This window comes from Roseiflexus castenholzii DSM 13941, assembly GCF_000017805.1.
GTDB classification, from domain to species: Bacteria; Chloroflexota; Chloroflexia; order Chloroflexales; family Roseiflexaceae; genus Roseiflexus; species Roseiflexus castenholzii.
Window position 1 is genome coordinate 5545522 of record NC_009767.1, and the last position, 26009, is coordinate 5571530.

The window sequence follows — 26009 nt, forward strand, 5'->3', positions numbered from 1 at the left end:
GAGTCAGAACTCCTCCTGAACGTGTACCGCGAATAGCGTAACGATGATCGTGCGCACGATGTACAACCGTGTTTTTACCATGGCACTGCCGCATCCGTCTATCACGCACTGCTCATCTCCTGCCCAGATCATGGCGATGCTCGTTTTCAGCGCATCTCGATGCATCAGCAGTTGTACGATAGCATGTCTTATTGTTGACTTTTTGTGTGTTTTTGTCTTATGTTTTTGTGGTATCAACTTTAGTTGGCGTTATATCTCATGTTTTTGTGTAATTTGGTGAAACGGTTCGCACCGCCCCGGATGCGCGGGTAGTGCGCACGCCGGTGAGGCGCGTGGGGCGCGCCCCTACCCGTGTACCACTCCACCTTCCACGTGTCACGCGCGATGCCATGGAACTGTTACACCAATGACGATTGAAGATGCCGCATGCGTGGCATTCCGAGCCCTTCGCTTCGCTCAGGGTAAACGCAGCGAGGAATCGGCGCGGGTCGCGCACGACCCCTCGTACTGCTCGGGGTGACCATGCCGGATGGTCACCGGTCATTGGTATTACAGCCTCTACCTGGGACTCCTGGTACAATGGCGGTATCTTGCGCCTGGAACGTCCAAACGCGCACGTTGTACGTCGAAGGACCACCTATGCTGGTGACATGGCTGCTCTTTATTGCATGCGCCGCCGTGATCCTGGTTGCCGGCACACAACTCTCGCGCTATGGCGATGTGATCGCCGATATGACCGGTCTGGGGCGCACGTGGATCGGCGTGGTGCTGCTGGCGTCAGTCACATCGCTGCCGGAATTGATCACCGGGTTCAGTTCGGTTGCCATCTATCGTGTTCCAGACATTGCCATGGGCGATATTGCCGGCAGTTGTATGTTCAACCTGCTGATCATCGCCATACTCGATGCGCTGCACGGTCCCGCGCCGATCTCGGGGCGGGTGCACGAGGGGCAGGTGTTGTCGGCATCTTTTGGCTTGATCCTGCTCGGACTGGTCGGTTTGAGCATTGCGCTGGGAGAAATGCTGCCTGCCATCGGGTGGGTGAGTGTGTCGAGCGCGCTCTTCCTTGCCATTTATCTGCTGGCAATGCGCACGATCTTCACGTATGAACAGCGGCGCATTGTGGCGGAATTCGTCGCCGAGATGGCGACGGAGACCGAGGCGCGCCATCCGTCACCTGCGCGCGTGTATGGTTTATTTACGCTCAATGCCGTGCTGATCGTCGGCGCGGCGCTCTATCTGCCGGGGCTGGCCGAAACCCTGGCAGAGACGACGGGACTGGGTCAGACGTTCTTCGGGACAATCTTTGTCGCGCTCTCGACATCGCTGCCCGAAGTGGTCGTCTCGATTGCGGCGCTACGGATCGGTGCAATCGATATGGCAGTCGGCAATATTTTCGGCAGCAACCTGTTCAATATCGGCATTCTGGCGCTCGATGATCTGTTCTACACGCCGGGTCCGCTGCTGGCGGCGATTGAGCCGTCGCATATCATTGCCGTGCTGGCGGCAATGATCATGACCGCGATTGCGATTGTGGGTCTGACCTACCGCAGTGACAGCAAGCGCCTGTTCATCGCCTGGGACGCCCTGGGGATCGCCGTGGTCTATGCGCTGGCGAATGCGGCGCTGTACCTGCAAAGCGGTATGCGATGAGGCGTCGTACCATCCACAGAGCTTAAACTATTTCTTAACGTTAGCGATATAGCGTATTAATATTCGTCTGGTATATTCATTTGGGTGAGATACATACTCGCACCAGACAGATGCGCACTGCTGCACACGAGCAAGGCATGCTCACGTGTTCATGATGAAGGATGCTGTGCAATGTCGATTTGCGCGTAGCCGCCTTATCAGGTTTGGAAGGCGGCTATGCCTGCGTGGCAGGAGGGAACTGTGTTCAGCAGGCTTTATCGCGGCACTGTGCTTTCAATTGCCCTGCTTCTCTCGGCGTGCACCGGGGCCGCTGCACCATCTCCCACGCCCACGCCGTCCCCTGCGCCGACTGCCGCACCAAGCGCCACTCCGCAGATCGTCTCTATTCAGCCAACCGCAACGCCTTTTCCTGAGTCGATGACGCGCCTCGATCTGAGTGGCGAGATTATTATCGACGGCTCAAGCACCGTGTACCCGATCACCGAACTTGCGATGCAACAGTTCGCAGCGGTGGCGCCACGGGTGACTATTCAACTCGGAGTCAGCGGCACCGGCGGCGGGTTCAAGAAATTCTGTGCAGGCATTACCGACATCTCGAACGCTTCACGACCGATTAAGCCGGACGAGAGCGACACCTGCCGCGCCAATGGCATCGCGTTCGTCGAAATACCGGTTGCTTTCGATGGCATCTCGGTGATCATCAATCGAGACAACACATGGGCGCAGTGCATGACCGTCGATGATCTGAAACGGATGTGGGCGCCCGAGTCGGAAGGAAGCGTGACCACATGGCGGCAAATACGCTCCGACTGGCCCGATCAACCGTTCAAACTGTACGCGCCAGGGGTTGACTCCGGAACACACGACTACTTCACTGCGGCGATCGTTGGCAAGGAAGATGCCAGTCGCAATGATTATATCGGCAGCGAAGACGATTATGTGCTCATGCAGCGCGTCATCGAAGATGCGCAGGGGATTGCGTATGTCGGATACGCCTACTACCAGGAGTATGCCGACAAAGTCGGCGTAGTAGCCGTCGATGCAGGGCAGGGGTGCGTATCGCCCTCACTCACCACGATCACGGAAGGCACATATACACCACTATCACGTCCATTGTTCATTTATGTGCGCGCTGATCGTCTCGACCGACCGGCGATGCTGGCATTCGTTGAATTCTATATCAACCGCGCAGAACAACTGGTTCAAGATGCGCGCTACATCCCGTTGCCGCAGCGCGCCTATGAACTGGTGCAGCAGCGCGTTGACAGGCGGGTGACAGGTTCAATCTTCGACAAGCCGGTGCCGGTTGGCGTTTCAATCGATGAGTTGCTGATGCTGGAGGGGCAGTGAATCTATCGATCCGCACCAAATTGCTGGCAGCGCTCGGCGTTGACCTGATCCTCATGCTGGTGCTGGGCAGTTTTGCCCTGCACCAGATGAGCATTATGAACCAGAAAGCCGATTTTGTCGTCAACCAGACGATCCTTTCGATTGATCTGGTCAACGCAATGAACGATGTGCTCCTGAATTACCGTACCCGACAGATGGAGTACATCCTCAACGCCGCCCCTGCCGACAAACAGCGCATCGAGAAGGAACTGCTGGACCTCGAAACGCGCATGGACGGCATTTTCCGCAATTACAGCGCCAACTATCAACCGGATGCGACGGAACGCCTGATCTTTGAACAGACGCAGCAGGACTGGCAGCGCTACGTGTTTTTGACACACACCCAGTTTCTGCCGGCGAATCGCAACAGCAACACCGGGAATGTGCATCCATCGTTTGGGCGGTTGTCACCGCTGTATGGCAGCCTGCAAACGAACATGCAGAAGATCAGGGCGCAGAGTCAGGCGCGCGCCGAGGCGGCGCGCGCAAGCGTCGAAACGGCGTATTCCACCTCACGCTTTGTGATTGTGAGCGAAACTATTCTGACCGTATTCGTCTCGGCGGTGATTGGACTGACCCTCTCCGGCAATATTGCCCGCCGCATTCGCACGCTGCGCGATGCAACCATTGCCGTTTCCGGCGGCGATCTGAGCCGGCAGGTGTCGCTGCGCGGCGGCGACGAACTGGTGTTGCTGGCGAACAATTTCAACCTGATGGTCGCCAGCCTGCGGCAGCAACGCATGCTGCTCGAAGAGCGCAATGCCGAACTCTCAGCGAGCCTGGAGACGCAACAACGGTTGATGGAAGACCTGGTGCAGCGCAAACAGGCGGAGGAAGCGGCGCATCGCGCGCAGGCGGCGGCGGAAGCAGCCAGCCACGCGAAGAGCATGTTCCTGGCGACGATGAGCCACGAACTGCGCACGCCGCTGAACGCGATCCTGGGGTATGTTCAGTTATTGCACCTCGAAGCGCAAATCCATGGACGATCCGAGATGCTCCCCGATCTGGAGCGCATCCGTTCGGCGGGCAAGCATCTGCTTACCATCATCAGCAATATTCTCGACTTCTCGAAGATTGAGCAGGGCCGGATGAATGTCGAGATCGACACCTTCAATGTGAGCGTGATTGCGCACGAAATGATCAGCATTATCGAACCGCTGGCGCGCAATCGCAACAACACGCTGACCCTCACCTGCCCCCCAGACATCGGTATGATGCAGTCCGATGCGGGCAAAGTGCGTCAAATTCTCTTCAACCTGTTGAGCAACGCGGTTAAGTTTACCGATAACGGCACGGTGGCGCTGACTATCGAACGTGAATGTTGTTCTGACGGCGATTGGGTGCGCTTCAGCGTCGCTGACACTGGCATTGGCATGTCGCCAGAACAACTGACGCGTCTGTTCCAACCGTTCACACAGGTGCATCAGAGCCACTCGTCGCACGCACATCGCGGCACGGGCCTTGGGCTGGCGCTCAGTCAACAGTTATGTCGCCTGCTCGGCGGCGACATTTCGGTCACCAGCGAGGTCGGCAGAGGATCGGTCTTCACTGTGCGTTTGCCAGCAGTCATCAGCACTGCCCATACCGCCGATGTACGTCTCGATTTTGCGCAACACATACGAAGCGCGACTCGCCACGACGTGGATCATGCCACTACGGCGCCATCACCGTACACAACGACAACGCTCAGCGCGTAGTGTGGAGGACTTCATGGCTACCATTCTGGTTGCGGACGATTTTCTCGAGAATCGTGATATTTTGTGCCGAATGCTGGAACTCGTCGGACATCGAACGGTCAGCGCCGCCAATGGACAAGAGGCTCTCGATCTGGCGCAGACATATCATCCCGATGTTATTCTGATGGATCTCTCAATGCCGGTGCTGGACGGATGGGAAGCAACAGCCCGGCTCAAGGCGCTCGACAGTTTACGCCACGTGCCGGTGCTTGCCGTCACGGGCCACGTGACGCCGCACGAGATTCAGCGTGCTATCGAAGCGGGGTGCGTCGATTACATTGCGAAGCCGATCGACTTCGATCTCCTGATCGGGAAAGTGACGTCGTTACTGAACGACGGAAAGGGTTGAAGGCGTGCTGCCCGCGCTCCCGCGCTTTGGCGTCTGCGGGTGTGCTGCCCGCGCTCCCGGAAGCATCACAACGTCACTCCCTGCGACGTTCCGGCGCCAGGTCTGGCGACATTGACGCTCGTCCCGGCATCCTCTACAATCGCCAGGGGCGGATGCGCCCCCACGAGTGCTCAGTGCGTTCAACCAGGAGTCTGATCGTGTCCCGGCTCAATCTGAGCATGTTCAAAGCCTACGATATTCGCACGCCTGCGTCACAGTTGACCCTCGACCTCTCCGAGCGACTGGCGTATGCCGAGGCATTCTATTTTCGCGAGCACCTGAACGCTACGAAAGTGGTGCTCTGCCGCGACGCGCGGCTCTCTGGCGCTCAGTACCTCGAACAGGGCATGCGCATCTTCCGCGATCTGGGATTCGAGGTACTGGCGATGCCGCAGGTCAGTTCTGCCTGCCTGTTCTACTATACCTGCATGCGCCATCCGGAAGCAGCGGGGATTATGTACGGCGCATCCCACAATCCCGGCGGCGATACCGGGCAAAAGATCGTTGCGCCTAGCGTGCAACCGATCGCGGATGGATGCGGTCCTGGCGGTGGGTTACAGGCTATTCGCCAATTGTACGAGCGCGGGGCGCGTCCTGTGTCGCTGCGCGGCGGCCGATTGCGTCTGGTCGATTATCTCAACGACTATGTGCGCGACTCCATGCAACTGGCGGGAGTCGCTCCTGGCACGCTCGCAGGATTACGGATCGTGCAGGATTTCCTCGCGGGGGCAGCGGGAACAGAGATGCTACTGGCGTTTACCATCGCAGGAGCGGAAGTCGAGCCGCGCAATCTGGCGCCGGATGGTTATTTTCCAGCGGGGGCGCCCAATCCGGTCGTTCATGCGTCGATTGCGCCCTCGCTCGAACTATTGCGCCAGGGCGGGTTCGACTTCGGCATGTTCTTCGATGGCGACGGCGACCGTCTGGATATCGCTGCGCCCGATGGACGGCAACTCAGTCCGGCGTTCAACCTTGTGGCGCTGGCGCCGCGGCTACGCGCAATCTTTCCCGACATCTCGCATCCCAACCTGTATGTCGATCTCAAAGCCAATCCGCTGGCGATTATGCGTATCGCACAGCAGGGATTTGGGGTGCACATCATCCGCAATGGTCACTCGCAGATCAAGCAAGCCCTGGGGAAAACCGCAGACCAAGGCTTCATCGCCGCAGTCGAAGAATCGTCACACTACTACCTGACGCTCCGTTGGGATGGGACGCTCTTTCCAACCGAAAACACCCTTTTCTTTGCGCTGCTGACGGCGCGCGCCTGGCGGGAAGATCCGTCGCTCTACTGCGAACTCCTCGATTTGCAACATTCGACCTTCCGCGAGCGCGAATGGGGCTACCATTTTCCCAATGATGACCTGCGCGCCGCAGCGCTGGCAGCCGTCGAAGCAGCGTTTGTGCGCAGTGGTTGGCGGGCAATGCGCCGCACGGTGGATGGCGTCGATATTGATGCGACATTGCTGCGTGATGGACTGCCCTTCGTCATTAACGCTGATACACCGCTAACGGAGGAATGGACGCAGGTGGCGCAGCGCGCTTCGCAGAGCGAGAAAGGTCTGGCGCGCTGGGAAGTGACGGCCGGCACCGCTGCGCGCCGTGATGCAGCCGTGCGCCTGATCGAGGAGACCGTTCGCCGCTTTCAGGCAGGACCGCGCTATGTCGGATAGAGTGAATGTTCTGCAACCGTCGGTGAACTCTTCTTTTCTTTGTGAAGTTTGACACAATTTATTCTGTGTGCTAGACTCGGACTGACAGATGCCTCAAGGAGTGCTTTACCGGCAACTCGGTTTCCCGGTCACCCCGGCTTCAGGAGGTCCACATGCGCCGCGAGAACGCGCGAGTCGTTGCTCTTCCTCTGTTCCGAACGTCCTGGATGGTCATTGCACTGGCGCTTGTCGCGTATGGCGCCATTCTGGCAGGCAGCATCATTCCCACGATGACCGGCGCTGCGGTCAGCAGCATAGCCACAGCGGTGTTGGGCGGCGCGCTTGCCATGTACACCGGTATGCGCACCCGGGCGGCGCCGGTGCGTCTTGGGGGGCGCGCTACCGCTGCCCGCCGCTCCTACCTGACTCTGGCGTTCGCTGCGGTCGGTATGTTGTACCTGGCAGTGGTCGCCGGTGCGCTCAACACGAGTGCGGGAACGTTGTGGACCTGCCAGACCTGGCCCGGTTGCGAGGCGTCCGGCAGCGGCGACTGGCCGGCGCTGGCGCACCGTGGGCTGGCTGGCGTCGCCACGATCCTGATCGCGGCGCTGGCGATGCAGACCTGGCGTATCAGACACGAACGCGCTCTGCGTGTCGCTGTTGCTTGTGCGCTGGGCTTGATGCTGGTGCAGAACATTGTCGGGCTTGTGCAGGTACTGCTGGCGCAGGCGGGCGAGTCGCTGCCGCTGGCGGTCGCGCGCCTGACGCACCTGGGGCTGAGCGCCACTGCATGGGGAGCGCTGGTGGTGCTGGTGACGCTGGCGCTGCGCCGTCCGTTTCCTTCGGTGGTTGCCGCACCATCGCCTGCAACAGTCGCGCGCCCTGGTCTAACCGATACAACGTTGCTGGAAGGCAAGCCATCGCTGCTGAAGGACTACGTGAGCCTGACCAAGCCGGGAGTCATTTCGCTGCTTATTCTGACGACGATCACCAGCATGTATATCACGCCGGCCGGCATTCCCGAATGGTCGCTGGTGCTCTGGACGACTATCGGCGGTTGGTTGATGGCGTCGGGGTCGCATTCCATCAACTGTTACCTGGATAAAGACATCGACATCAACATGGGGCGCACCAGCCGCCGTCCCATTCCGAGCGGGCGCATTCCGGCGTGGCATGCGCTGGCGCTTGGCGTTGTGCTCGGCATGATTGCCTTCGCTATCCTGGCGATATTTGTTAACATGCTGACAGCGCTGCTGGCACTCGCCGGGTTTTTCTACTACGTCGTCATCTACACCATCTGGCTGAAGCGCACCTCGAAGCATAACATCGTCATCGGCGGCGGAGCGGGCGCATTCCCGCCACTGGTCGGCTGGGCGGCGGTGACCGGTTCGCTGGCGCCGGAGGCGCTGCTCCTCTGGTTGATCGTGTTCTTCTGGACGCCGCCACACTTCTGGGCGTTGGCGCTTATCCGCGAGAAGGATTACGCCCGCGCCGGGGTGCCGATGCTGCCGGTGGTGGCAGGCGACGTCGAGACGCGCCGGCAGATTGTGCTGTACACACTCTCTATGCTGGCGCTCACCGCACTTCCACCCCTGCTGGGAATGCTGGGCTGGTCCTACCTGCTCATGGCGTCGATCTTCGGCGGTCTGTTCCTGTACTATGCGCTGAAACTTCGTCGCGATGGAACCACAGCAACTGCCTGGGCGCTCTACAAGTATTCGTTGCTCTACCTGGCGCTCCTCTTTGTCGCAATGGTCGTAGATCGCGCGGTGTTTGCGTAAGAAATGTTGCGGGCGGCAGGTTGCCCGTCGAAGATGTCACACAACCTCAAGGGTCTGGGACGCAAGGGGCGGTGCGAACGAGCAGGCGAGGCGTCGAAGACGCCTCCCTGGTTCCTGCCCTCTCATTTGCATTCCTGGTTCTCATTGCCCTTCCTTCACCTCACGGCGTGGTATACTAAAGCATCCCAAACGATCGATTCGTTGCCGAGGAGGAGTTTTTGTGAGTCGGCGCCCTGATATTGTGTTGCTCGTACTGGATACCCAGCGTATCGATAGACTTTCATGCTACGGCTATTCCCGACCGACTTCGCCCCACCTCGATGATCTTGCCGCCGACGCGACCCTGTTCCGCCGCGTGTTTGCCACGTCGCAATGGACCATCCCTTCGCATGCATCGATGTTTACCGGTCTCTACGCTGCCGAACATATGACGAATCAGTCGTCTGCGGCGCTCCCTGCAAGCATTCCCACCCTGGCAGAGCGTCTGCGCGACGGCGGGTATATGACGGCGGCATTCTGCAACAACCCGCTCGTCGGTGTGGTCAACAACGGTTTGAGGCGCGGCTTTGAGAGTTTTCTGAACTACAGCGGTTTGATGACATCGCGCCCCAACCAGGCAGGCGCGCATCCTGGCATAATCAGCCGCTACCGCCAATGGTTCAAAGGGCGTCTGGCGGAGACGCTTAACCGCATTCAGGACGCATTCGCGCACTCCGAGACGATGCTCGAATTCGCGTTTACGCCGTTGATGGTGCCGCTGTGGCAGACGGCGCTCAGTTTCAAGGGCAACACGCCTAAATCGCTCAACGACGCAGCGCGTTTGCTGATCGAGCGGCGCGGCGTGGCACGCAACCAGCCAATCTTCGCTTTCATCAACGTCATGGGGGTCCATACCCCATACCATCCCGATCGCCGCATGCTCGAACGATTTGCGCCGGAGGTGATCCGCAACCGCGAGGCGGCACGCTATGTGCGGCGCTTCAACAGTGATGTGTTTGGCTGGCTGGCGCCGTTCTCCGGCGTCGATGAACGGTATCACCACGTGCTCAGCGATGTCTACGACGCAGAAGTTGCCACCCAGGACGCACACATTGGCGCTTTCCTGCGGCGTTTGCGTGAAAGCGGCGTTCTTGATCGGACGCTGCTCCTGGTGTGCGCCGACCACGGCGATCACCTGGGTGAGAAAGGGCTGATCGGGCATACAGTGTCGGCATACAACGAACTGGTGCATGTACCGCTGATGGTGCGCGATCCATTCGGCGACTTTCAACGGAGCGCAGTGGTTGATCACACGGTTTCACTTCGACGGGTCTTCCACACGCTGTTGAGCGCCGCCGGGCTTGCCAGCAGCATCGAGCGCGACCGGTCGCTGGCGCAGACGCCAACCGCCGATCCCGAGGGGGGTGCCGTCTTCGTCGAGGCGGAACCATTGCAGAATGTGCTGGGGATCATGCTGCGCCGCCAGCCGGACCTGGCGCGCGCCCGCCGGTTCGATCAACCGCGCCGCGCAGTGATCAGCGGATCGCACAAACTGATCCAGACCGGCAATGACCATGTGGAGTTGTACGACCTGGACGCCGATCCGCGTGAAACCGTCGATCTGGCGGCAATCCTGCCGGAACGTGTCGAGGAATTGCAAGAACGTCTCAGTGCATTTGTGCGGCGAATCAGCGCCAGCGCGCCATCGATCCGGCGCGCCGAAGGCGTGGACGATCCCGCTGTGCAGCGCCGTTTGAAGGAGTTGGGGTATCTGGAGTAGAACTGTCTATGTACCCACCAGTTGATCCAGTCATTATTTCGCTTGGTCCGCTCACGCTGCGCTGGTACGGCGTCCTGATCATGACCGGCGTCATGCTGGCGGCGTGGGTTGGGGCACAGCACGTCGAGCGGCGCGGGTTCGACCGGGATTCGGTGTGGGATCTGCTCTTCTGGGTGCTCATTCCTGGCTTGCTCGGCGCCCGGCTCTATTATGTCTTCATTCAGTCGCCACGCGGACCGGAAGGTCTCGGACGTTTTCTTGCCCATCCGGCCAGCATTCTGGCGGTGTGGGAAGGCGGATTGCACATTTTTGGCGGGTTTATCTTCGGCACACTGGGCTTGTGGGCATTTGCGCGCGTGCGGAAGACGCCGCTCCTGGTGTATGCCGACGCTATTGCGCTTGGTCTGCCGCTGGGTCAGGCGGTTGGGCGTTGGGCGAATTTTATCAACCAGGAGTTGTATGGTCCGCCGACAACCCTGCCGTGGGGGTTGCGCATCGATGCCGATCATCGTATCGGTCCGTACCGCGATCTGGCGGCTTTTCCCGAAACGACGCTCTTCCATCCGCTGTTTCTGTATGAATCGCTCTGGAACCTGATCGGTTTTGCGTTGATCTTCTCGATATGGCGGCGCTACGGCGACCGCCTGCGTGATGGCGACGTGCTGTTGATGTACCTGGTCTGGTACCCGCTGGGGCGCTTCTTTATCGAATTTCTACGCACCGACTCGTGGTTTTTTCCTGGAACACCGTTCAACGTCGTACACATTCTCTCATTCGTCGCCGTCGTCGGCGCGGCTACGCTGCTCTATCGGAGACACGGCGGGAGGCGAGCAGCGCACGGCGCGCGGCGCGAGGTGGAGGGCGCGGGGAAGCCGGGTTGAAGGTGTTGCGCGTTGCCCATTCGTGGAAACCGGAAAGGATCACGCTTCACGAACCCCTGATCTCTGGTTCGCAGTTCTCAGATCATGACCTATCCTCGTCTTCTCATTATCGGCCTCGATTGCGCCGAACCATCGCTGGCGTTCGATCAATGGCGCGCCGATCTGCCCACCCTCAATCGCTTGATGGCAGAGGGAGTCTACGGCGAGTTGGAGAGTTGCATTCCGGCAATCACCGTGCCTGCCTGGAGTTGCATGATGAGCGGGCGCGATCCGGGGGAACTTGGCGTTTACGGCTTTCGCAACCGCGCCGATCGTTCCTATGGTCGTATGGTCGTCGCCGATAGTCGTGCCATTCGTTTTCCACGTTTGTGGGACATCCTTGGCAATGCGGGATGGCGCGTCGCGGTGATTGGCGTGCCGGGGACGTACCCGCCACCGCCGGTCAATGGCGCGCTCATCTCGTGTTTCCTCGCACCCTCCACGGACGCAGCGTATACCTTTCCGCCGACACTCGCCGGGCGCGTTGCCGCCTGGACCGCAGCCGCGACGCCGGGGCGTCCGTATCTGCTCGATGTGCCGGATTTCCGTTCCGACGACAAACAGCGTATCGCGCGCGACATCTATGCCATGTGCGATCAGCGCTTCGCAGTGGCAACGGCGCTGCTGGAAGAAGAGCATCCCGACTTTCTGATGCTGGTGGATATGGGCGTGGATCGCATCCACCACGCGCTCTGGAAGCATATGGACCCGCGTCATCCGTTGTTTGTTCCCGACTCGCCTTTCGCCGACGCCATTCGCGCGTACTATCGTCACGTGGATACGCAGATCGCCGGTCTGCTGACGCGCTGCGGACCCGACACGGCAGTCCTGATCGTGTCGGACCACGGCGCGCGCCCGTTGATGGGAGGCGTGCGGATCAACCAGTGGCTGATCGAACAGGGTGATCTGAGCGTCCGGGCAATGCCGGACACCCCGACGAGTCTCGATCAGGTCGAGGTTGACTGGTCACGCACGCGCGTCTGGGGCGCCGGCGGCTACTACGGGCGAATTTTTCTCAATGTGCGCGGGCGTGAGCCGCAGGGAGCCATCTCAGCAGCAGAGTACGAACGTGTGCGCACCGATCTTGCAGCGCGCCTGGAAGCCATGCCAGGACCCGACGGATGTCCGCTGGGCAATCGTGTTTTCACACCCCGGCAACTCTACCGCGCAGTGCGTGGCATCGCGCCCGATCTGATCGTCTACTTCGGCGATCTTGGATGGCGCGCGGTCGGAACGATCGGCGGCACGGGCATCTTCACCCAGGAAAACGACACCGGTCCTGATGACGCCAATCATGCGCAGCACGGAATGTTCATCTGGCGCGACCCGCAACGTCCGGGCGGCGGACGGCGATTCGACAGGGTGCAGATTTACGATATACTGCCGACTCTGTTGAGACGGTTCAACATGCCGATTCCTGAAGGACTACGCGGCACGGCGCTGAATCTATAACGGGAGGATTATTCATGTCACTCATTCCGCCATACGGTGGTCGTCTGATCAATCTGCTGGTCTCTGGCGAGGAACGTCGTACCCTGATTGAAGAAGCGGCGCGACTCCCCTCGATCCAGATTTCAGCGCGTGCGCTCTGCGACCTCGAAGTGCTGGCGACCGGCGGTTTTTCGCCGCTCGACCGGTTTATGGGGCGCGCCGACTACGAATGTGTGCTGCACGAAATGCGACTGGCAGACGGCACGCTCTTCCCGTTGCCGATCACACTACCGGTCGATGGAAAGACGCTGGCGCGCCTCGGTGATCGAATTGCACTGCGCGACGCGCGCAATGAACTGATCGCTGTGATGAATATCGAAGAGGCATTTGCATGGGACGCCGGTCAGGAAGCGCGCCTGACACTCGGCACGACCGATCCGCGCCATCCGCTTGTGTCGGAAATGAGCATGTGGGGCGATACGTACATTTCCGGCGCGTTGCAGGTTGTGCGCCTGCCGCGTTACTACGATTTCGTGGAACTGCGGCGCACTCCGGCTGAGGTGCGTTCGATCCTGCACGAAATGGGGGCGGAACGGGTCATCGCTTTTCAGACGCGTAATCCGCTGCACCGCGTTCACGAAGAACTGACAAAGCGCGCGGCTGCCGAAGTTGACGGCGCGTTGCTCATCCATCCGGTCGTCGGGCTGACTCGTCCCGGCGACATCGACCATTACAGTCGGGTGCGAATTTACCGCGCGCTGGTCGAGCGGTACTATGATCCACAACGCACACTGTTGAGCCTCCTACCGCTGGCGATGCGTATGGCCGGACCACGCGAGGCGCTCTGGCACGCAATCATCCGGCGTAACTTCGGCGCGACCCACTTCATCGTCGGGCGCGACCATGCCGGTCCGGGTCTCGATAGCCGTGGCAAGCCGTTCTATGGTCCCTACGATGCCCAGGAACTGGTGGCGCGTCACACCGATGAAATCGGCGTTGCGATGGTGCCGTTCCGCGAGTACGTCTACCTGCCCGACGCCAATGAGTATGTTGAAGAAACCGCCGTTCCGCCGGGTGCGCGCGTCTGGACAATTTCGGGCACGCAGGTACGAGATGAGTATCTGGCGAAAGGCAAACTGCTGCCGGAATGGTTCACCCGCCCGGAAACGGCGGCGATCCTGGCGCAGAGTTACCCGCCGCGTCATCGTCAGGGGTTTTGCATCTGGTTCACCGGTCTCAGCGGCGCGGGCAAATCGACGATTGCCGAGGCGCTGGTGGCGATGCTGTTGGAGCGGGGACGCCAGAGTACGCTGCTCGATGGCGATGTGGTGCGCACGCACCTGTCGAAGGGGCTTGGGTTCAGCCGCGAAGATCGTGACACGAACATTCTGCGGATCGGATTCGTCGCCGGTGAAATCGTGCGACACGGCGGCGTAGCGATCTGCGCTGCGATCAGCCCGTACCGCGCAGCGCGTAACGAGTGCCGCAAGATGGTCGGAGATGATCGCTTCTTCGAGGTGTTTGTCGATACGCCGATCGAAATCTGCGAACGGCGCGACACGAAAGGCATGTACGCCCGCGCCCGCCGTGGCGAGATCACCGGCTTCACCGGCATTGACGACCCCTACGAGCCTCCGGCGGCGCCGGAAGTGCACCTCACGACAGTCGATACCACGCCCGACGAGTGCGCGCGGCGCATCGTGGCCCTGCTGGAGGAGCGCGGCTTTCTGACGCGATCGGGCTAATGGCGCTATTAGCCTGTGATGAGACGCGAATACGTGAATTGTCACGGCGAGGCGCGAGGGGGCGAGGCGCGAGGCAAGAGGGCCCGACAAGGGCGTAGCGCGAGATTTATCTCGCATTTGTGGAGAGGTGAGGGGCGCGAGGGGACGAGGCGCGAGGCAAGAGGGCCCGACAAGGGCGTAGCGCGAGATTTATCTCGCATTTGTGGAGAGGTGAGGGGCGCGAGGGGGCGAGGCGCGAGGGAGCGAGGGGCAAGGCGAGAGGGGACGAGGCGAGGGGTGATACCAATGACGATTGACGATGCCGCATGCGTGTCATTCCGAGCGCAGCGAGGAATCTGAGCGGGTCGCGCACGACCCCTCGCGCTGCTCAGGGTGACCATGCCGGATGGTCACAGGGAATTGGTATGAGAGGGGCGAGGCGCGAGGCAAGAGGGCCCGACAAGGGCGTAGCGCGAGATTTATCTCGCATTTGTGGAGAGGTGAGGGGCGCGAGGGGACGAGGCGCGAGGCAAGAGGGCCCGACAAGGGCGTAGCGCGAGATTTATCTCGCATTTGTGGAGAGGTGAGGGGCGCGAGGGAGCGAGGGGCAAGGCGAGAGGGGACGAGGCGAGGGGTGATACCAATGACGATTGACGATGTCGCATGCGTGTCATTCCGAGCGCAGCGAGGAATCTGAGCGGGTCGCGCACGACCCCTCGCGCTGCTCAGGGTGACCATGCCGGATGGTCACAGGGAATTGGTATGAGAGGGGCGAGGCGCGAGGCAAGAGGGCCCGACAAGGGCGTAGCGCGAGATTTATCTCGCATTTGTGGAGAGGTGAGGGGCGCGAGGGGACGAGGCGCGAGGCAAGAGGGCCCGACAAGGGCGTAGCGCGAGATTTATCTCGCATTTGTGGAGAGGTGAGGGGCGCGAGGGGGCGAGGCGCGAGGGAGCGAGGGGCAAGGCGAGAGGGGACGAGGCGAGGGGTGATACCAATGACGATTGACGATGCCGCATGCGTGTCATTCCGAGCGCAGCGAGGAATCTGAGCGGGTCGCGCACGACCCCTCGCGCTGCTCAGGGTGACCATGCCGGATGGTCACAGGGAATTGGTATGAGAGGGGCGAGGCGCGAGGGACGAGGCGAGAGGAGCAACTCCCATCGCACAGTGTACAATACTCCTGCTACGGCAACAAGAGAGGTGAAGGGAGAGGACAGGGAAACATGGATCAACTTCCATTCCGCAAGCCGGGGCGCTTCTACCGTGGTAATCTGCACACCCATTCCACCGTCTCCGACGGTGAATTGTCGCCGGAGGACGTTGTCGCCGCCTATCGCGTGCAGGGGTACGATTTTCTGGCGCTGACCGACCATTTTCTGCCGCAGTACCATTTTCAGATCACCGATACCCGCCCGTTTCGCAGCGCGCACTTCACCACGCTCCTCGGCGCAGAATTGCACGCCCCACAGACATCTGCCGGTCGGTTGTGGCACATTGTTGCGGTTGGACTGCCACTCGACTTTGAACCGACCGCGCCGGACGAGACCGGACCGACGCTCGCAGCCCGCGCTGCCGCCGCCGGCGCCTTCGTCGGCATTGCGCATCCCGCCTGGTATACGTTGACCCTCGACGATGGGTTGTCCCTCGACGCCGCGCACGCCGTCGAGGTGTTCAATGCAACCGCCGCCTGGGATAATGATCGCGGCGATAGCTGGCATTTCAGCGATATGCTGCTGGCAAACGGGAAGCGGTTGCTGGCATATGCCGCCGATGATGCGCATTTCTCCATTCGTCCCGATACATTCGTGGCATGGGTGCAGGTGCGCGCGGGGGAACTATCCCCCGAAGCGCTTCTGGATGCGCTGAAGAGTGGTGCGTTCTATTCCTCCCAGGGACCGCAGATCGACGATGTGGATATCGATGATCGACGGGTTGCGGTGCGCTGTTCCCCGGCGCGCGCCGTGTTCGTCTCTGGTCCTGACGAGCGCTCACAGCGTCAGTTGGGGCAGGCGATCACAGTGTGTGAACTGCCCATCCCATGGATCCACGAGGTTCCATACATCCGGGTGACGGTGGTGGATGATGCCGGACGAAAGGCATGGACTAATCCCATCTGGCTGGGCTGACGCAAGCGTGATCCCGCTGCTCGCCATCGTTGGTCCGACTGCTGTCGGCAAGACGGCGCTGAGTCTGCACCTGGCGCGGTTGTTCGACGGTGAGATTGTCTCTGCCGACTCGCGCCAGGTCTACCGCTGGATGGACATTGGCACTGCCAAGCCAACACCGGCCGAGCGCGCTACCGTGCCCCATCACCTGATCGATGTCGTCGATCCCGATGAAGATTTTTCGCTGGCGCTGTATCAGGACATGGCAACCGCAGCAATTGCCGATATTGCAGCACGTGGGAAGTTGCCGCTGCTGGTCGGAGGAACCGGTCAATATCTGGCGGCGGTGTTGCAGGGATGGCAGTTGCCGCGAGTCGCCCCACGCCCCGACATTCGCGCCGCGCTCGAACGGCAGGCATCGGAACAGGGAGGAGAGGCGCTCTATGCGCGTCTCAAGGAGGTCGATCCGATTGCGGCTGCTCGTATTCTTCCGGGCAATGTGCGCCGCATTATTCGCGCGCTCGAAGTCTATGAGGCGACCGGCATACCGATCTCCGAGCAGCGTTCGGTGCAACCGCCACCCTACCGTATCACGACCATCTGGCTGACTCTGCCGGCGCCGGTGTTGTACGCCCGCATCGACGCGCGCGTTGAGGCGATGATGGCTGCCGGATTGCTCGACGAAGTGCGCGGATTGTTGGAGCGCGGCTATCACTGGAATCTACCCTCGATGTCGGGGCTCGGGTACCGCGAATTTCGTCCGTACTTCGAGGGGCGCGCCACGCTCGAAGAGGCAGTGACCCGCCTCAAGTACGACACGCATACCTTCGCGCGTCGCCAACCCGCCTGGTTCCGCCGCCTGCCCAACATCGTCACCCTGCCCGCCGATGCGCCCGACCTGCTGCAACGCGCGGAAGCGATTGTGCGGCAAACATTCGATTCATCGTAGCGGCGCTCTTCGGTGGATGACCTTTTGTGATCCACGAAGCGCACGAAGAGGCACGAAGGAAAAGAACATTTCTCTGCCAGCAGCCCCCGATAGCGCGCCTCTTTACTGTGCGCTTTCGCGCCCTTCGTGGATCGTCTTGAAATCCATGAAGGGCGCGAAAGCAAGTGAAGAAAGCCACACAAAACTACGCCGTAAAGATTGGACTTGCCTGCGTTGTGATACTCATGGTCCGTAGACTCATAGGCTGAGACTGTGTTATATATTGTTTATGAGTCAGAAAGAAGACATCCTGAAACGTTTCGGCGCACGAGTACGGGTATTACGTCTGAGCAGAGGGCACTCACAGGAGTCTTTCGCCGAAAAGTGTGGAATGGACCGAACATACATTGCCTGATCGATATCAGAAGCTAACTAATCAATTCCCTGAAGAAATCGTCATCAAGCAGTTTGGAGAATTCTTTACCGAAAAAGAGGAAGTTCTTCATTAGTATCAGGGAAAGGTTTTGGCTTTCCAGATCTATTTGTTGCAATCTGTAAGCGATGCTTGAGTCCTGACCAGCGCTTACGACCCTTTGGCTTGCGGAACACCAAAAAATAGGGGTGATTCTTTCTAGCGTGAGCTTGAGTGAGTATTCGGCTCACTCCTGGCTTTCCATTTCGCATCACAACAAACAAATCCTCAGTAACGAAGCCATAGGTTTGTAATTCGTTGATGATCTCGACGTGTGTTAGACGTTGTTGATTAGCGCAAACCTCATCCTGACATTTGACAATGTAGATGCCGTCTCGCTTGAGCACACGCCATGCCTCGGAAGCAGCAGTAAAGTAGAGGTCTAGCACTGCCTCGTGATACTTTTTCTCGGAATTGGTCTGATTATTTTTGTAGTAGCTTTCATAGTTCTGGTGGTTGACGTGGGCAGTGTGGTCCTTCGCGTTCTTTGTGGAGGGCAACCCTTAACGCTCGTCCTCTCGTATCGTCCAGATCGCCCATGCCGACAGCGCATACGCCACGAGTGACGCTGCCAGCGCTGGCGTGAAGCCGTAGGTCACCTGAATCTGTCCGCTGACCCACGCCGACGCCGACCAACCAAGCGACCAGAGAACGCTCAACAGACTGATAGCAACCCCACGCTGTCGCGCCGGCGTCAACTGCATCACCAGCGCGTCATTCAGCGGGTAACTGGCGGCAATGAACGCGCCGCGCAGCATGTACCCCACCACAACAACCGGCAACGCGGGCGCGAACATGAGCGCAACGGCGAAAACGGCGCCAAACCGGAGCGTGCCGGCAGCGCGCCGCAATCCCATCCGCGCTGCGACCGGCGCGCCCAGGAGCGCCCCAAGCCCCATGCCAAGCGCCCCCATCGCCAGCATCACCCCGACGACCGCGTCGTTCAGTCCGAAAACGGTGCGGAAGAAAAGGTTCTGGAACGGCAGGAACAGACCGCCGCCAATCCCCAGCAAGAGCGAAGGAAGCGCAAAACGCAACAAACGGAGCGGACTCGCAGGTCGCTGTGGTTCTACGGCAACCGTCGCGGCTGTCTCAGTCGCAACAGGACGAGCGCGAAACCCGACCAGTACCGGCGCCACCGAGACGAATCCCAGCACAACAACGACCGATAGCGCCAGACGATAGGCGTCGGTGTCGCGCGCATCAACATCCAGGAACAGCGCCGCTGCTCCAGGCAGCAATCCACCGACGCTACTGCCGACCAGACCGATGATCAGCCCTGCCGATGCATTCATGCCGAACACCGTCGCCCGTTCCTCAGCGCTGGTGATGCCGGTCAACAGCGGCACGACCGCCGTCAGCGCCAGCACATTCGCCGCGCCTGCCAGAAAGACAAAAAGAATGAGCGCCCACAGTTGCGATACCATCAACAGCAGCGCATAGGCGACCCCAAAGCCAATAGCCCCTGCCACAAGCAGCATTCGCGCGCCAAACCGGTCAATCAGAACGCCAAGCGGCAGACCAAGCAACGCCCCCGCGCCGCGATACACCGTCGCCATCAGGCCGGCGGTGTCGGCGCCATACCCCAGGCTCACCAGGTAGAAGTTGAAGAGCAGATCGGCGATGCTGCCAGCCAGCCCGAAGAGCAGACTGTGCGCCAGAACGCGCCAGACCTGCGGTGAAATCCGCGCCATCGTCGCGCGGGCGCGGGCGGCGAATGAAAACACACATCCCCCTTTCAGCCATACAGAACACGTAATGTCTCCTCCGCGCAGCGATCCCACGTAAACTGTGCAGCGCGCCGATACCCGCGCTGGCGCAACTCCTGTCGCAGCGCTGCATCGCAGACGAGGCGAACCATACCCTCCGCAATCGCTCCCGTGTCGAGCGGATCGACGATCAATGCCGCGTCGCCCGCCACCTCCGGCAGCGACGAACTGTTCGACGTCAGCACCGGCGCGCCACACGCCATTGCTTCGAGCACCGGCATCCCGAACCCTTCGTACAGCGACGGAAAGACAAACGCCAGCGCCCCGTGATAGAGCGCCGGCAGATCGTCGTCCGCCACATACCCGACGAACCGCACACGATCGGCGATGCCGACTTCAGCAGCGCGCCGCGCAATGCCTTCACTCAGCCAGCCACGTTTGCCGGCAATGACCAGGATTGGCGCCATACCGCAGCCCGTCAATCGCCTGCTGGCATCCGCAAAGGCTGCTATGACCCGCGCCAGATTCTTGCGTGGTTGCACCGTGCCGACATACAGAAAATACGGTTCGTCCCCGCCGGTAATCGCTCGCGTTCGCGACGAGTCGGCAAGCGCGCGACGAAACCGCTCCGCCACCCCATGATGCACAACCGTGATGCGGTTCGGTGAGACCCCTGCCAGCCGCACAAGGTCGTTGCGCGTCGCTGCGGAAACAGCGATAAGATGGCTGGCAGCGCGCGCGCTCCAGATCGTCGACATCTGGAGATAGAGCCGTTGCGCTGCCGTGTGCGCCTCCGGGTAGCGCACATACCCCAGATCGTGAACCGTCACCACCGTGCGCATCCGGCGGACGAGCGGCGCGCCGAGCGGTAAGACATGCGCCGGAATAAACAGCACATCCGGCGGATGCCGCAGCACCTCACCCGACAGCCGCACATGCGTCCAGAGACGCGGCAGCGGAATGCAACGCACCGTCATATTCGCTCCGAGCGACGGTAATCGTGCAGGTGGTTGGTTGCAATAGAGCGTGTAGGTATTGACCGCGTCGCGTCGCGCGATCGCCGCCACCACTTCACCGGTATAGTGCTCAGTTCCGGTGCGCGCTATTGTTGCCATTCGGCTGATGTCGATGCCTATGCGCATATCGTTGCTCTGACCACTGTGCTATAATAGTATCGGATCCGCTGCGCGCCCGGCGTCTCTTGCGCTTCCCTCTTCCCATACCAGGAGGACGTTTCCAGTCATGTGGCTCTTCGACACACTGCGCGGTCAGAAAGCCGAGTTGCTCATCCCGCGCGACCGCCCGCTCACCTTGTACGTGTGCGGTGTCACGCCCTACGATACGACGCATGTCGGTCATGCTCATACGTTTCTGATCTTCGATGTGCTTATTCGCTACATTCGTCACTGTGGCGGCACAGTTCGCTATTGCCAGAATACCACTGATGTCGATGATCCGTTGTTCGAGCGCGCTGCGCGCGACGGCATTCCCTGGGACGAACTGGCGCGCCGTGAAACGGAACAATTTGTCAAAGATTGCCAGGCGCTCAATCTGATTCCGCCCGACTTCTTTCCAAAAGCGTCGGAAGAAATCGCCACGATGATCCCGATCATCGAGCGTTTGGTTGAGTTGGGCCACGCCTACGTGCGCAACGGCAACGTCTATTTCGATGTCTCCACCGAACCAACCTACGGCGCAATGGCGCGGGTGGACGGCTACGAAGCATTGCTGGCGCTGGCAAACGAACGTGGCAACAACCCGAACGACCCGCTCAAAGACGATCCGCTCGACTTTGTGCTCTGGCAGCGCAGCCGTCCCGGCGAACCGACCTGGCCCAGCCCTTGGGGAAGGGGGCGCCCCGGCTGGCACATCGAATGCACTGCAATGGCCACGCGCTACCTCGGTCCGCAAATCGATATTCACGGCGGCGGGCGTGACCTGATCTTCCCCCACCATCCGTCTGAGATCGTTCAGACCGAACCGTACACCGGCAAGCGCCCATTTGTGCATTTCTGGGTCCATGGAGGACTGGCATGGCTCGATGGTCAGAAGATGAGCAAATCGCTCGGCAATCTGGTCTTTATCAAGGATGCGCTTCAGCAGCACAGCGCCGATGCGTTGCGCTGGTATCTCCTCTCCTTCCCCTACCGTGACGATTTTGAATACGTCCGGTCGGACGTACCGCTGGCGGTGCAACAGGTTGAACGGCTCACAGCGGCGCTCGCAGCGCAGGGCGATTCAAAAGGTGAGCCGTTGAACGCGGAACCGTTCTATCAGACATATTTTGCCGCTCTCGACAATGACCTGGATACGCCGAAGGCGCTGGCACAGATCGGCGCATTGAGCAACGCCATTCTCGAAGCAGCGTCGTCAGGCTACAATGTCGTTGGCGCACAATCGGCACTGCGCGAGATGGCGCACGTCTTCGGGTTCTGGGCAGCGGCATAAGCAGAGGAGATCAGCGTGTCCAATCCGTATGCTCCCAACAGTGATGAACTGTCTGAATTGCTGCGTATTGGCGCAATCAAACTTGAACGAACGGCAGGCATCCCCACTTGGGAAGCGCAACCCGGTTCACGTCACCACATGATAGTTGACCGGATCCGGGCGTCAATTGCGCCATTGGCTGACAGGAGCAGCGCGTGCATGTGTTATCACCTTGCCGACGTTGCGATCCGTTTTCCCGATGGTTCGCTCAAGCGACCCGATATTGCCGTCTTTTGCGAACCGCCGCCAGCCCAGGATACAGCACTGACCGTCTTGCCTGTCGCGGTTATCGAAGTGATCAGCGCAGGATACGAGTAGAAAGACGTTGTGCTCAACCCGCCATTCTATCTGGGGCATGGATTGCGCGACGTTGTCATTGTCGATCCGCACGCGCAGCGGGTCACGCATTACACCCCAACCGGCGCATCCACACGTCCCTCTCCAACGACACTAAACCTCGAATGTGGATGTTGCTGTGCCATTCCGTGAACGTTGCAACCGCCACCGACCGTGAGTGGCTTCCCGACCGGTTTGCTCTGCATTCTGCACGTGCTCACTGTCGACGCCAGCAGAGCCGCTTTACCAACGGGCGCGTCTGCTGTGTAGACAAGACGTTGCACGCTGCGCGCGCGAGCATTGACGAAGCAGGGTTCATAGCGGCTATCAGGGAAGCATATCAAAAGCGAAAGGTGTGCAGCCTGCACCATCTGCACACCCCCTCGGCTCTGTTCCTGCGCAAGCAAGGAGACCGGGCAACGATTTCCAAGGCGACTACTTGATCTCGACCGTTGCGCCCGCCTCGACCAGTTTCGCCTTTGCCGCTTCCGCCTCTTCCTTGCTGACGCCTTCCTTCACCGGCTTGGGCGCGCCTTCGACCAGGTCCTTTGCCTCTTTCAGACCCAGGTTCGTCAATTCACGCACCGCCTTGATAACCTGAATCTTGTTCGGACCGACGGCCGACAGAATGACGTCGAACTCCGTCTTCTCCTCGACGGCGGGCGCGGCTGCGGCGCCGCCATCACCTGCGGCAGGCGCGGCTGCGGCTGCGGGCATCACCATTCCGCCCATCGGCATCACCGGAGCGGCGGCGGTCACACCCCAGCGCGACTCCAGTTCCTTCTTCAGTTCCACCAATTCGAGGACGTTCAGCGCCTCGATACTCGCAATGACCGACTCGACCTTCTCGCTAGCCATAGGTGTTGTCTCTCCTTCGTGATAACGTATCTGGATTCATTGTGGTCCTGTAGATTCTGCTGACGCAGACACAGAGACGTTACGATGTTGACGACGGCTGCAACTGATCGACGCGTGCCTGAAGCGCATAGAGAATGCTCTTCGACGTGGCATCGAGCAGATTAACAATATCGTTGACCGGCGCGGCAATGATGCCTGCCAGTCCGGTGACCGGCGCTGCCAGTCCGCCGAGCACCTGCGCCCGCACTTCGTCCTTCGTTGGCAGCGTGGCAACGACATCGAGCACATTCTCTTTGAGGAGCGTTGTGCCAAGCAATCCGCCACGCACTGTAATTTTCTTCGGACCGCGGTTGAACTCATTGATCGCCCTGACGAACTTTGGCACATCGTCATAGGCAAACGCCAGAGCCGTCGGTCCTTCGAGCAGCGGCTCAATCGCCTCGTGACCCGTCTCACGCGCGGCGATCCGCGTTAATGTATTCTTCGCCACCACAAATTCCGCGCCGCTTTCGCGCAATTTTTTACGCAGGTCGGTCATATCGGCAACCGAGAGACCGCGGTAGTCGGCCACAACGGCTACCTGCATACGCTCAAGACGTTGCTTCAGGTCGGCGACAGTTTCGATCTTACGTTGGGTTGGCACTGATTTCACCTCCTTTCCGCCATAAAAAACGCGGGTTGCCGCACACAAACGCAGCAACCCACGAACCCATGCATCGCATGGTCTCAGGAAGCTGCCTCGGCGGGCGGCACGCAGCCATTAAGCACACGCACCCGCTGTCTGCGGCGCTCGACTATTCACCTGTATGCCGAAACGATTCCGGCAATGCTCCGTGCGATAACGGCTCCTCTGAACCAACCGTTTCAGACTGCTGGTTTCATCGCCTGTGCTGCCGATGGATCGACTCGAATACCAGGACTCATCGTACTGGTAAAGGTCACACTCCTGATATACGTCCCTTTTGCGGCAGCCGGACGCGCCGCTTTGACCGCCTCCATCAGCGCAGCAATATTCTCATAAATCTGCGGCTCATTGAAACTCAGTTTCCCAACCGCCACGTGCAGCAGACCGGTTTTATCATTGCGGAACTCAACACGCCCACCGCGCACCTCACGGATCGTGCGCGGCAGGTCCTCAGGTTGAACGACCGTCCCACTCTTTGGGTTCGGCATCAACCCGCGCGGACCGAGCTTCCGCCCGATGCGCCCGACTTTCCCCATCATATCGGGAGTCGCAATCGCAATGTCGAAATCGAAGAAATTCTCCTTATCGATCCGGGCAATCAGGTCATCGGCGCCGACAAAATCAGCGCCCGCCTCACGCGCAGCCTGCGCCGCCTCACCCTGAGCAAACACCAGCACCCGCACCGTCTTGCCGGTGCCGTGCGGCAGAGAAACCGTCGTGCGGATCGTCTGATCAGCGTGACGCGGATCAATGCCCAGCCGCAGATGGACTTCGACGGTTGGATCGAACGTCGTAAACGACGTTTCCTTCAGCAGTTTGATCGCCTCTTCCGGTGTATAGAGGCGCTGCCGATCAATCTTCTTGAGCGCCTCAAGGTACTTTTTTCCGTGTCGGCGTGGCATACTCAACTCCCTGTGGTGCAAACGGGGGAACCCCTCCCACACATCAGCGACTACTCGACGATTTTGATCCCCATACTGCGCGCCGTGCCGGCGATAATCTTCTCGGCGGCTTCGATGCTCTGCGCATTCAGATCGGACATTTTCTGCTCAGCCACCTGCCGCAGTTGTTTTGCCGTAATCGTGCCGGCAATCTTGCGGTTCGGCGTGCCGGAGCCTTTTTCGATACCTGCCGCTTTGCGCAGCAGATCGGCGGCCGGCGGCGTTTTCAGCGTAATCGTGAACGAACGATCCGAATAGATCGTCACTTCGACCGGAATGATACTTCCCGCCTGTGACGCAGTCTTCTCGTTATACTCCTTGACAAACGCCATGATATTGATGCCGTAACCACCCAACGCCGGACCAACCGGCGGCGCTGGAGTCGCCTTACCGGCGGGCAGTTGCAGCTTCACGACCCCGGTAACCTTTTTGGCCACAGAGCGCTCCTTCGCACAACTATTCGACCAGGCGCGTCACCTGAAGGAAGTCCAGTTCGACCGGCGCCTCACGACCGAAGAACGAGACCAGCACCCGCACACGACCACGCTCGTGGTCAATTGCGTCCACGATCCCCTCGAAGTCGGTGAACGGACCATCCGTAATCTTGACCGCCTGACCAACCTGATAACTCACCTTCACCTTAGGCGCTTCCTGTTCCATCTGCTTCAGGATCGCCTTCACCTCTTCTTCTTCAAGCGGCGTCGGCTTATTCCCATGCCCGACGAAACTCGTCACACCCGGCGTATTGCGAACGACATACCAGGAGTTGTCGTTCATTTTCATCTGCACCAGCACATATCCAGGAAACACCTTTTTCTGAACTGTGCGGCGCTGACCATTTTTGATTTCAATTTCCTCTTCCGTCGGCACGATGACGTTGAAAATCTGATCACGCATTTCCATCGTCTCAATGCGATGGAGCAGGTTTTGCTTCACTTTGTTCTCATAGCCGGAGTAGGTATGAATCACATACCAGCGACGATCATCATCGCGTATCTCCGACTCGGGCTGGATTTCCTGTTCTTTTTTCTCTTCAGTCACGGCTTTCCTCGCC

The 26009-nt window shown here is 59.9% G+C and carries 23 protein-coding genes; 14 read left to right on the top strand and 9 right to left on the bottom strand.

Annotated features, from left to right (window positions below; genetic code table 11):
• Window positions 1–3 precede the first annotated feature (3 nt).
• Window positions 4–132, bottom strand: a complete 129-nt coding sequence (locus RCAS_RS26345; RefSeq protein ID WP_269633025.1) for a hypothetical protein — start codon at window positions 130–132, stop codon at window positions 4–6.
• Window positions 133–639: 507 nt separating this feature from the next.
• On the opposite strand from RCAS_RS26345, the gene RCAS_RS22275 reads away from it, so the two are divergent.
• The 12 genes from RCAS_RS22275 to miaA all read left to right on the top strand — a co-directional run bounded on the left by RCAS_RS22275 (window position 640) and on the right by miaA (window position 17488).
• On the top strand, window positions 640–1653 hold the full coding sequence (locus tag RCAS_RS22275) for a sodium:calcium antiporter (protein ID WP_041331268.1): 1014 nt from the start codon (window positions 640–642) through the stop codon (window positions 1651–1653).
• Window positions 1654–1893: 240 nt separating this feature from the next.
• Window positions 1894–3003 (top strand): PstS family phosphate ABC transporter substrate-binding protein, encoded by a 1110-nt coding sequence (locus tag RCAS_RS22280; RefSeq protein ID WP_012122747.1) that lies wholly within the window; start codon window positions 1894–1896, stop codon window positions 3001–3003.
• The gene (locus RCAS_RS22285; RefSeq protein ID WP_012122748.1) at window positions 3000–4739 is read left to right on the top strand and encodes a sensor histidine kinase; all 1740 of its coding nucleotides are present in this window, start codon (window positions 3000–3002) and stop codon (window positions 4737–4739) included. The genes RCAS_RS22280 and RCAS_RS22285 overlap by 4 nt, the downstream gene beginning before the upstream one ends.
• A gap of 13 nt (window positions 4740–4752) precedes the next feature.
• Window positions 4753–5127: a response regulator gene (locus tag RCAS_RS22290; RefSeq protein WP_012122749.1), complete on the top strand. Its 375-nt coding sequence runs from the start codon at window positions 4753–4755 to the stop codon at window positions 5125–5127.
• A gap of 197 nt (window positions 5128–5324) precedes the next feature.
• Entirely contained in the window at window positions 5325–6839 is a 1515-nt protein-coding gene (locus RCAS_RS22295; protein WP_157042742.1) for a phosphohexomutase domain-containing protein, read from the top strand.
• Window positions 6840–6991: 152 nt separating this feature from the next.
• A complete protein-coding gene (locus RCAS_RS22300) occupies window positions 6992–8599 on the top strand; it encodes a heme o synthase (protein ID WP_012122751.1) in 1608 nt (535 codons plus the stop codon).
• A 220-nt stretch (window positions 8600–8819) separates the two neighbouring features.
• Window positions 8820–10358: a sulfatase family protein gene (locus RCAS_RS22305; protein WP_012122752.1), complete on the top strand. Its 1539-nt coding sequence runs from the start codon at window positions 8820–8822 to the stop codon at window positions 10356–10358.
• 8 nt (window positions 10359–10366) lie between these two features.
• Complete coding sequence (lgt, locus tag RCAS_RS22310; protein WP_012122753.1) at window positions 10367–11239, top strand: prolipoprotein diacylglyceryl transferase; 873 nt, start codon at window positions 10367–10369, stop codon at window positions 11237–11239.
• Between the two features lie 84 nt (window positions 11240–11323).
• Window positions 11324–12730, top strand: coding sequence for an alkaline phosphatase family protein (locus tag RCAS_RS22315; protein ID WP_012122754.1), 1407 nt, complete (start codon window positions 11324–11326; stop codon window positions 12728–12730).
• Window positions 12731–12744: 14 nt separating this feature from the next.
• Window positions 12745–14454, top strand: coding sequence for a bifunctional sulfate adenylyltransferase/adenylylsulfate kinase (locus RCAS_RS22320; RefSeq protein WP_012122755.1), 1710 nt, complete (start codon window positions 12745–12747; stop codon window positions 14452–14454).
• A gap of 1203 nt (window positions 14455–15657) precedes the next feature.
• Entirely contained in the window at window positions 15658–16560 is a 903-nt protein-coding gene (locus RCAS_RS22325) for a CehA/McbA family metallohydrolase (protein WP_012122756.1), read from the top strand.
• Window positions 16561–16567: 7 nt separating this feature from the next.
• Window positions 16568–17488, top strand: coding sequence for a tRNA (adenosine(37)-N6)-dimethylallyltransferase MiaA (gene miaA / locus RCAS_RS22330; RefSeq protein ID WP_012122757.1), 921 nt, complete (start codon window positions 16568–16570; stop codon window positions 17486–17488).
• A 459-nt stretch (window positions 17489–17947) separates the two neighbouring features.
• On the opposite strand, the gene RCAS_RS24380 is transcribed toward miaA, so the two are convergent.
• The 3 genes from RCAS_RS24380 to RCAS_RS22340 are packed head-to-tail and all read right to left on the bottom strand — an operon-like array spanning window position 17948 to window position 20790.
• Window positions 17948–18439, bottom strand: coding sequence for a DNA methyltransferase (locus tag RCAS_RS24380; RefSeq protein WP_012122758.1), 492 nt, complete (start codon window positions 18437–18439; stop codon window positions 17948–17950).
• A gap of 3 nt (window positions 18440–18442) precedes the next feature.
• Window positions 18443–19666, bottom strand: coding sequence for an MFS transporter (locus tag RCAS_RS22335; protein ID WP_012122759.1), 1224 nt, complete (start codon window positions 19664–19666; stop codon window positions 18443–18445).
• An 11-nt stretch (window positions 19667–19677) separates the two neighbouring features.
• On the bottom strand, window positions 19678–20790 hold the full coding sequence (locus RCAS_RS22340) for a glycosyltransferase family 4 protein (RefSeq protein WP_012122760.1): 1113 nt from the start codon (window positions 20788–20790) through the stop codon (window positions 19678–19680).
• 100 nt (window positions 20791–20890) lie between these two features.
• Between RCAS_RS22340 and cysS the strand changes: the two genes are divergently transcribed.
• Both cysS and RCAS_RS25755 read left to right on the top strand, forming a co-directional pair.
• The gene (cysS, locus tag RCAS_RS22345; RefSeq protein ID WP_012122761.1) at window positions 20891–22096 is read left to right on the top strand and encodes a cysteine--tRNA ligase; all 1206 of its coding nucleotides are present in this window, start codon (window positions 20891–20893) and stop codon (window positions 22094–22096) included.
• A gap of 15 nt (window positions 22097–22111) precedes the next feature.
• The gene (locus RCAS_RS25755; RefSeq protein WP_198135972.1) at window positions 22112–22453 is read left to right on the top strand and encodes a Uma2 family endonuclease; all 342 of its coding nucleotides are present in this window, start codon (window positions 22112–22114) and stop codon (window positions 22451–22453) included.
• A gap of 453 nt (window positions 22454–22906) precedes the next feature.
• Here RCAS_RS25755 and rplL read toward each other — a convergent pair whose 3' ends face one another.
• From rplL to nusG, 5 genes are all read right to left on the bottom strand, one after another.
• Complete coding sequence (rplL, locus tag RCAS_RS22355; RefSeq protein ID WP_012122762.1) at window positions 22907–23329, bottom strand: 50S ribosomal protein L7/L12; 423 nt, start codon at window positions 23327–23329, stop codon at window positions 22907–22909.
• A gap of 79 nt (window positions 23330–23408) precedes the next feature.
• The gene (gene rplJ, locus RCAS_RS22360; protein ID WP_012122763.1) at window positions 23409–23972 is read right to left on the bottom strand and encodes a 50S ribosomal protein L10; all 564 of its coding nucleotides are present in this window, start codon (window positions 23970–23972) and stop codon (window positions 23409–23411) included.
• 221 nt (window positions 23973–24193) lie between these two features.
• Window positions 24194–24916 carry a 50S ribosomal protein L1 gene (gene rplA, locus RCAS_RS22365; protein WP_012122764.1) on the bottom strand — a complete coding sequence of 241 codons (723 nt, stop codon included), beginning with the start codon at window positions 24914–24916 and terminating at the stop codon, window positions 24194–24196.
• Between the two features lie 50 nt (window positions 24917–24966).
• The gene (gene rplK, locus RCAS_RS22370) at window positions 24967–25392 is read right to left on the bottom strand and encodes a 50S ribosomal protein L11 (protein WP_012122765.1); all 426 of its coding nucleotides are present in this window, start codon (window positions 25390–25392) and stop codon (window positions 24967–24969) included.
• Between the two features lie 19 nt (window positions 25393–25411).
• A complete protein-coding gene (nusG, locus tag RCAS_RS22375) occupies window positions 25412–25996 on the bottom strand; it encodes a transcription termination/antitermination protein NusG (RefSeq protein ID WP_012122766.1) in 585 nt (194 codons plus the stop codon).
• Window positions 25997–26009 lie beyond the last annotated feature (13 nt).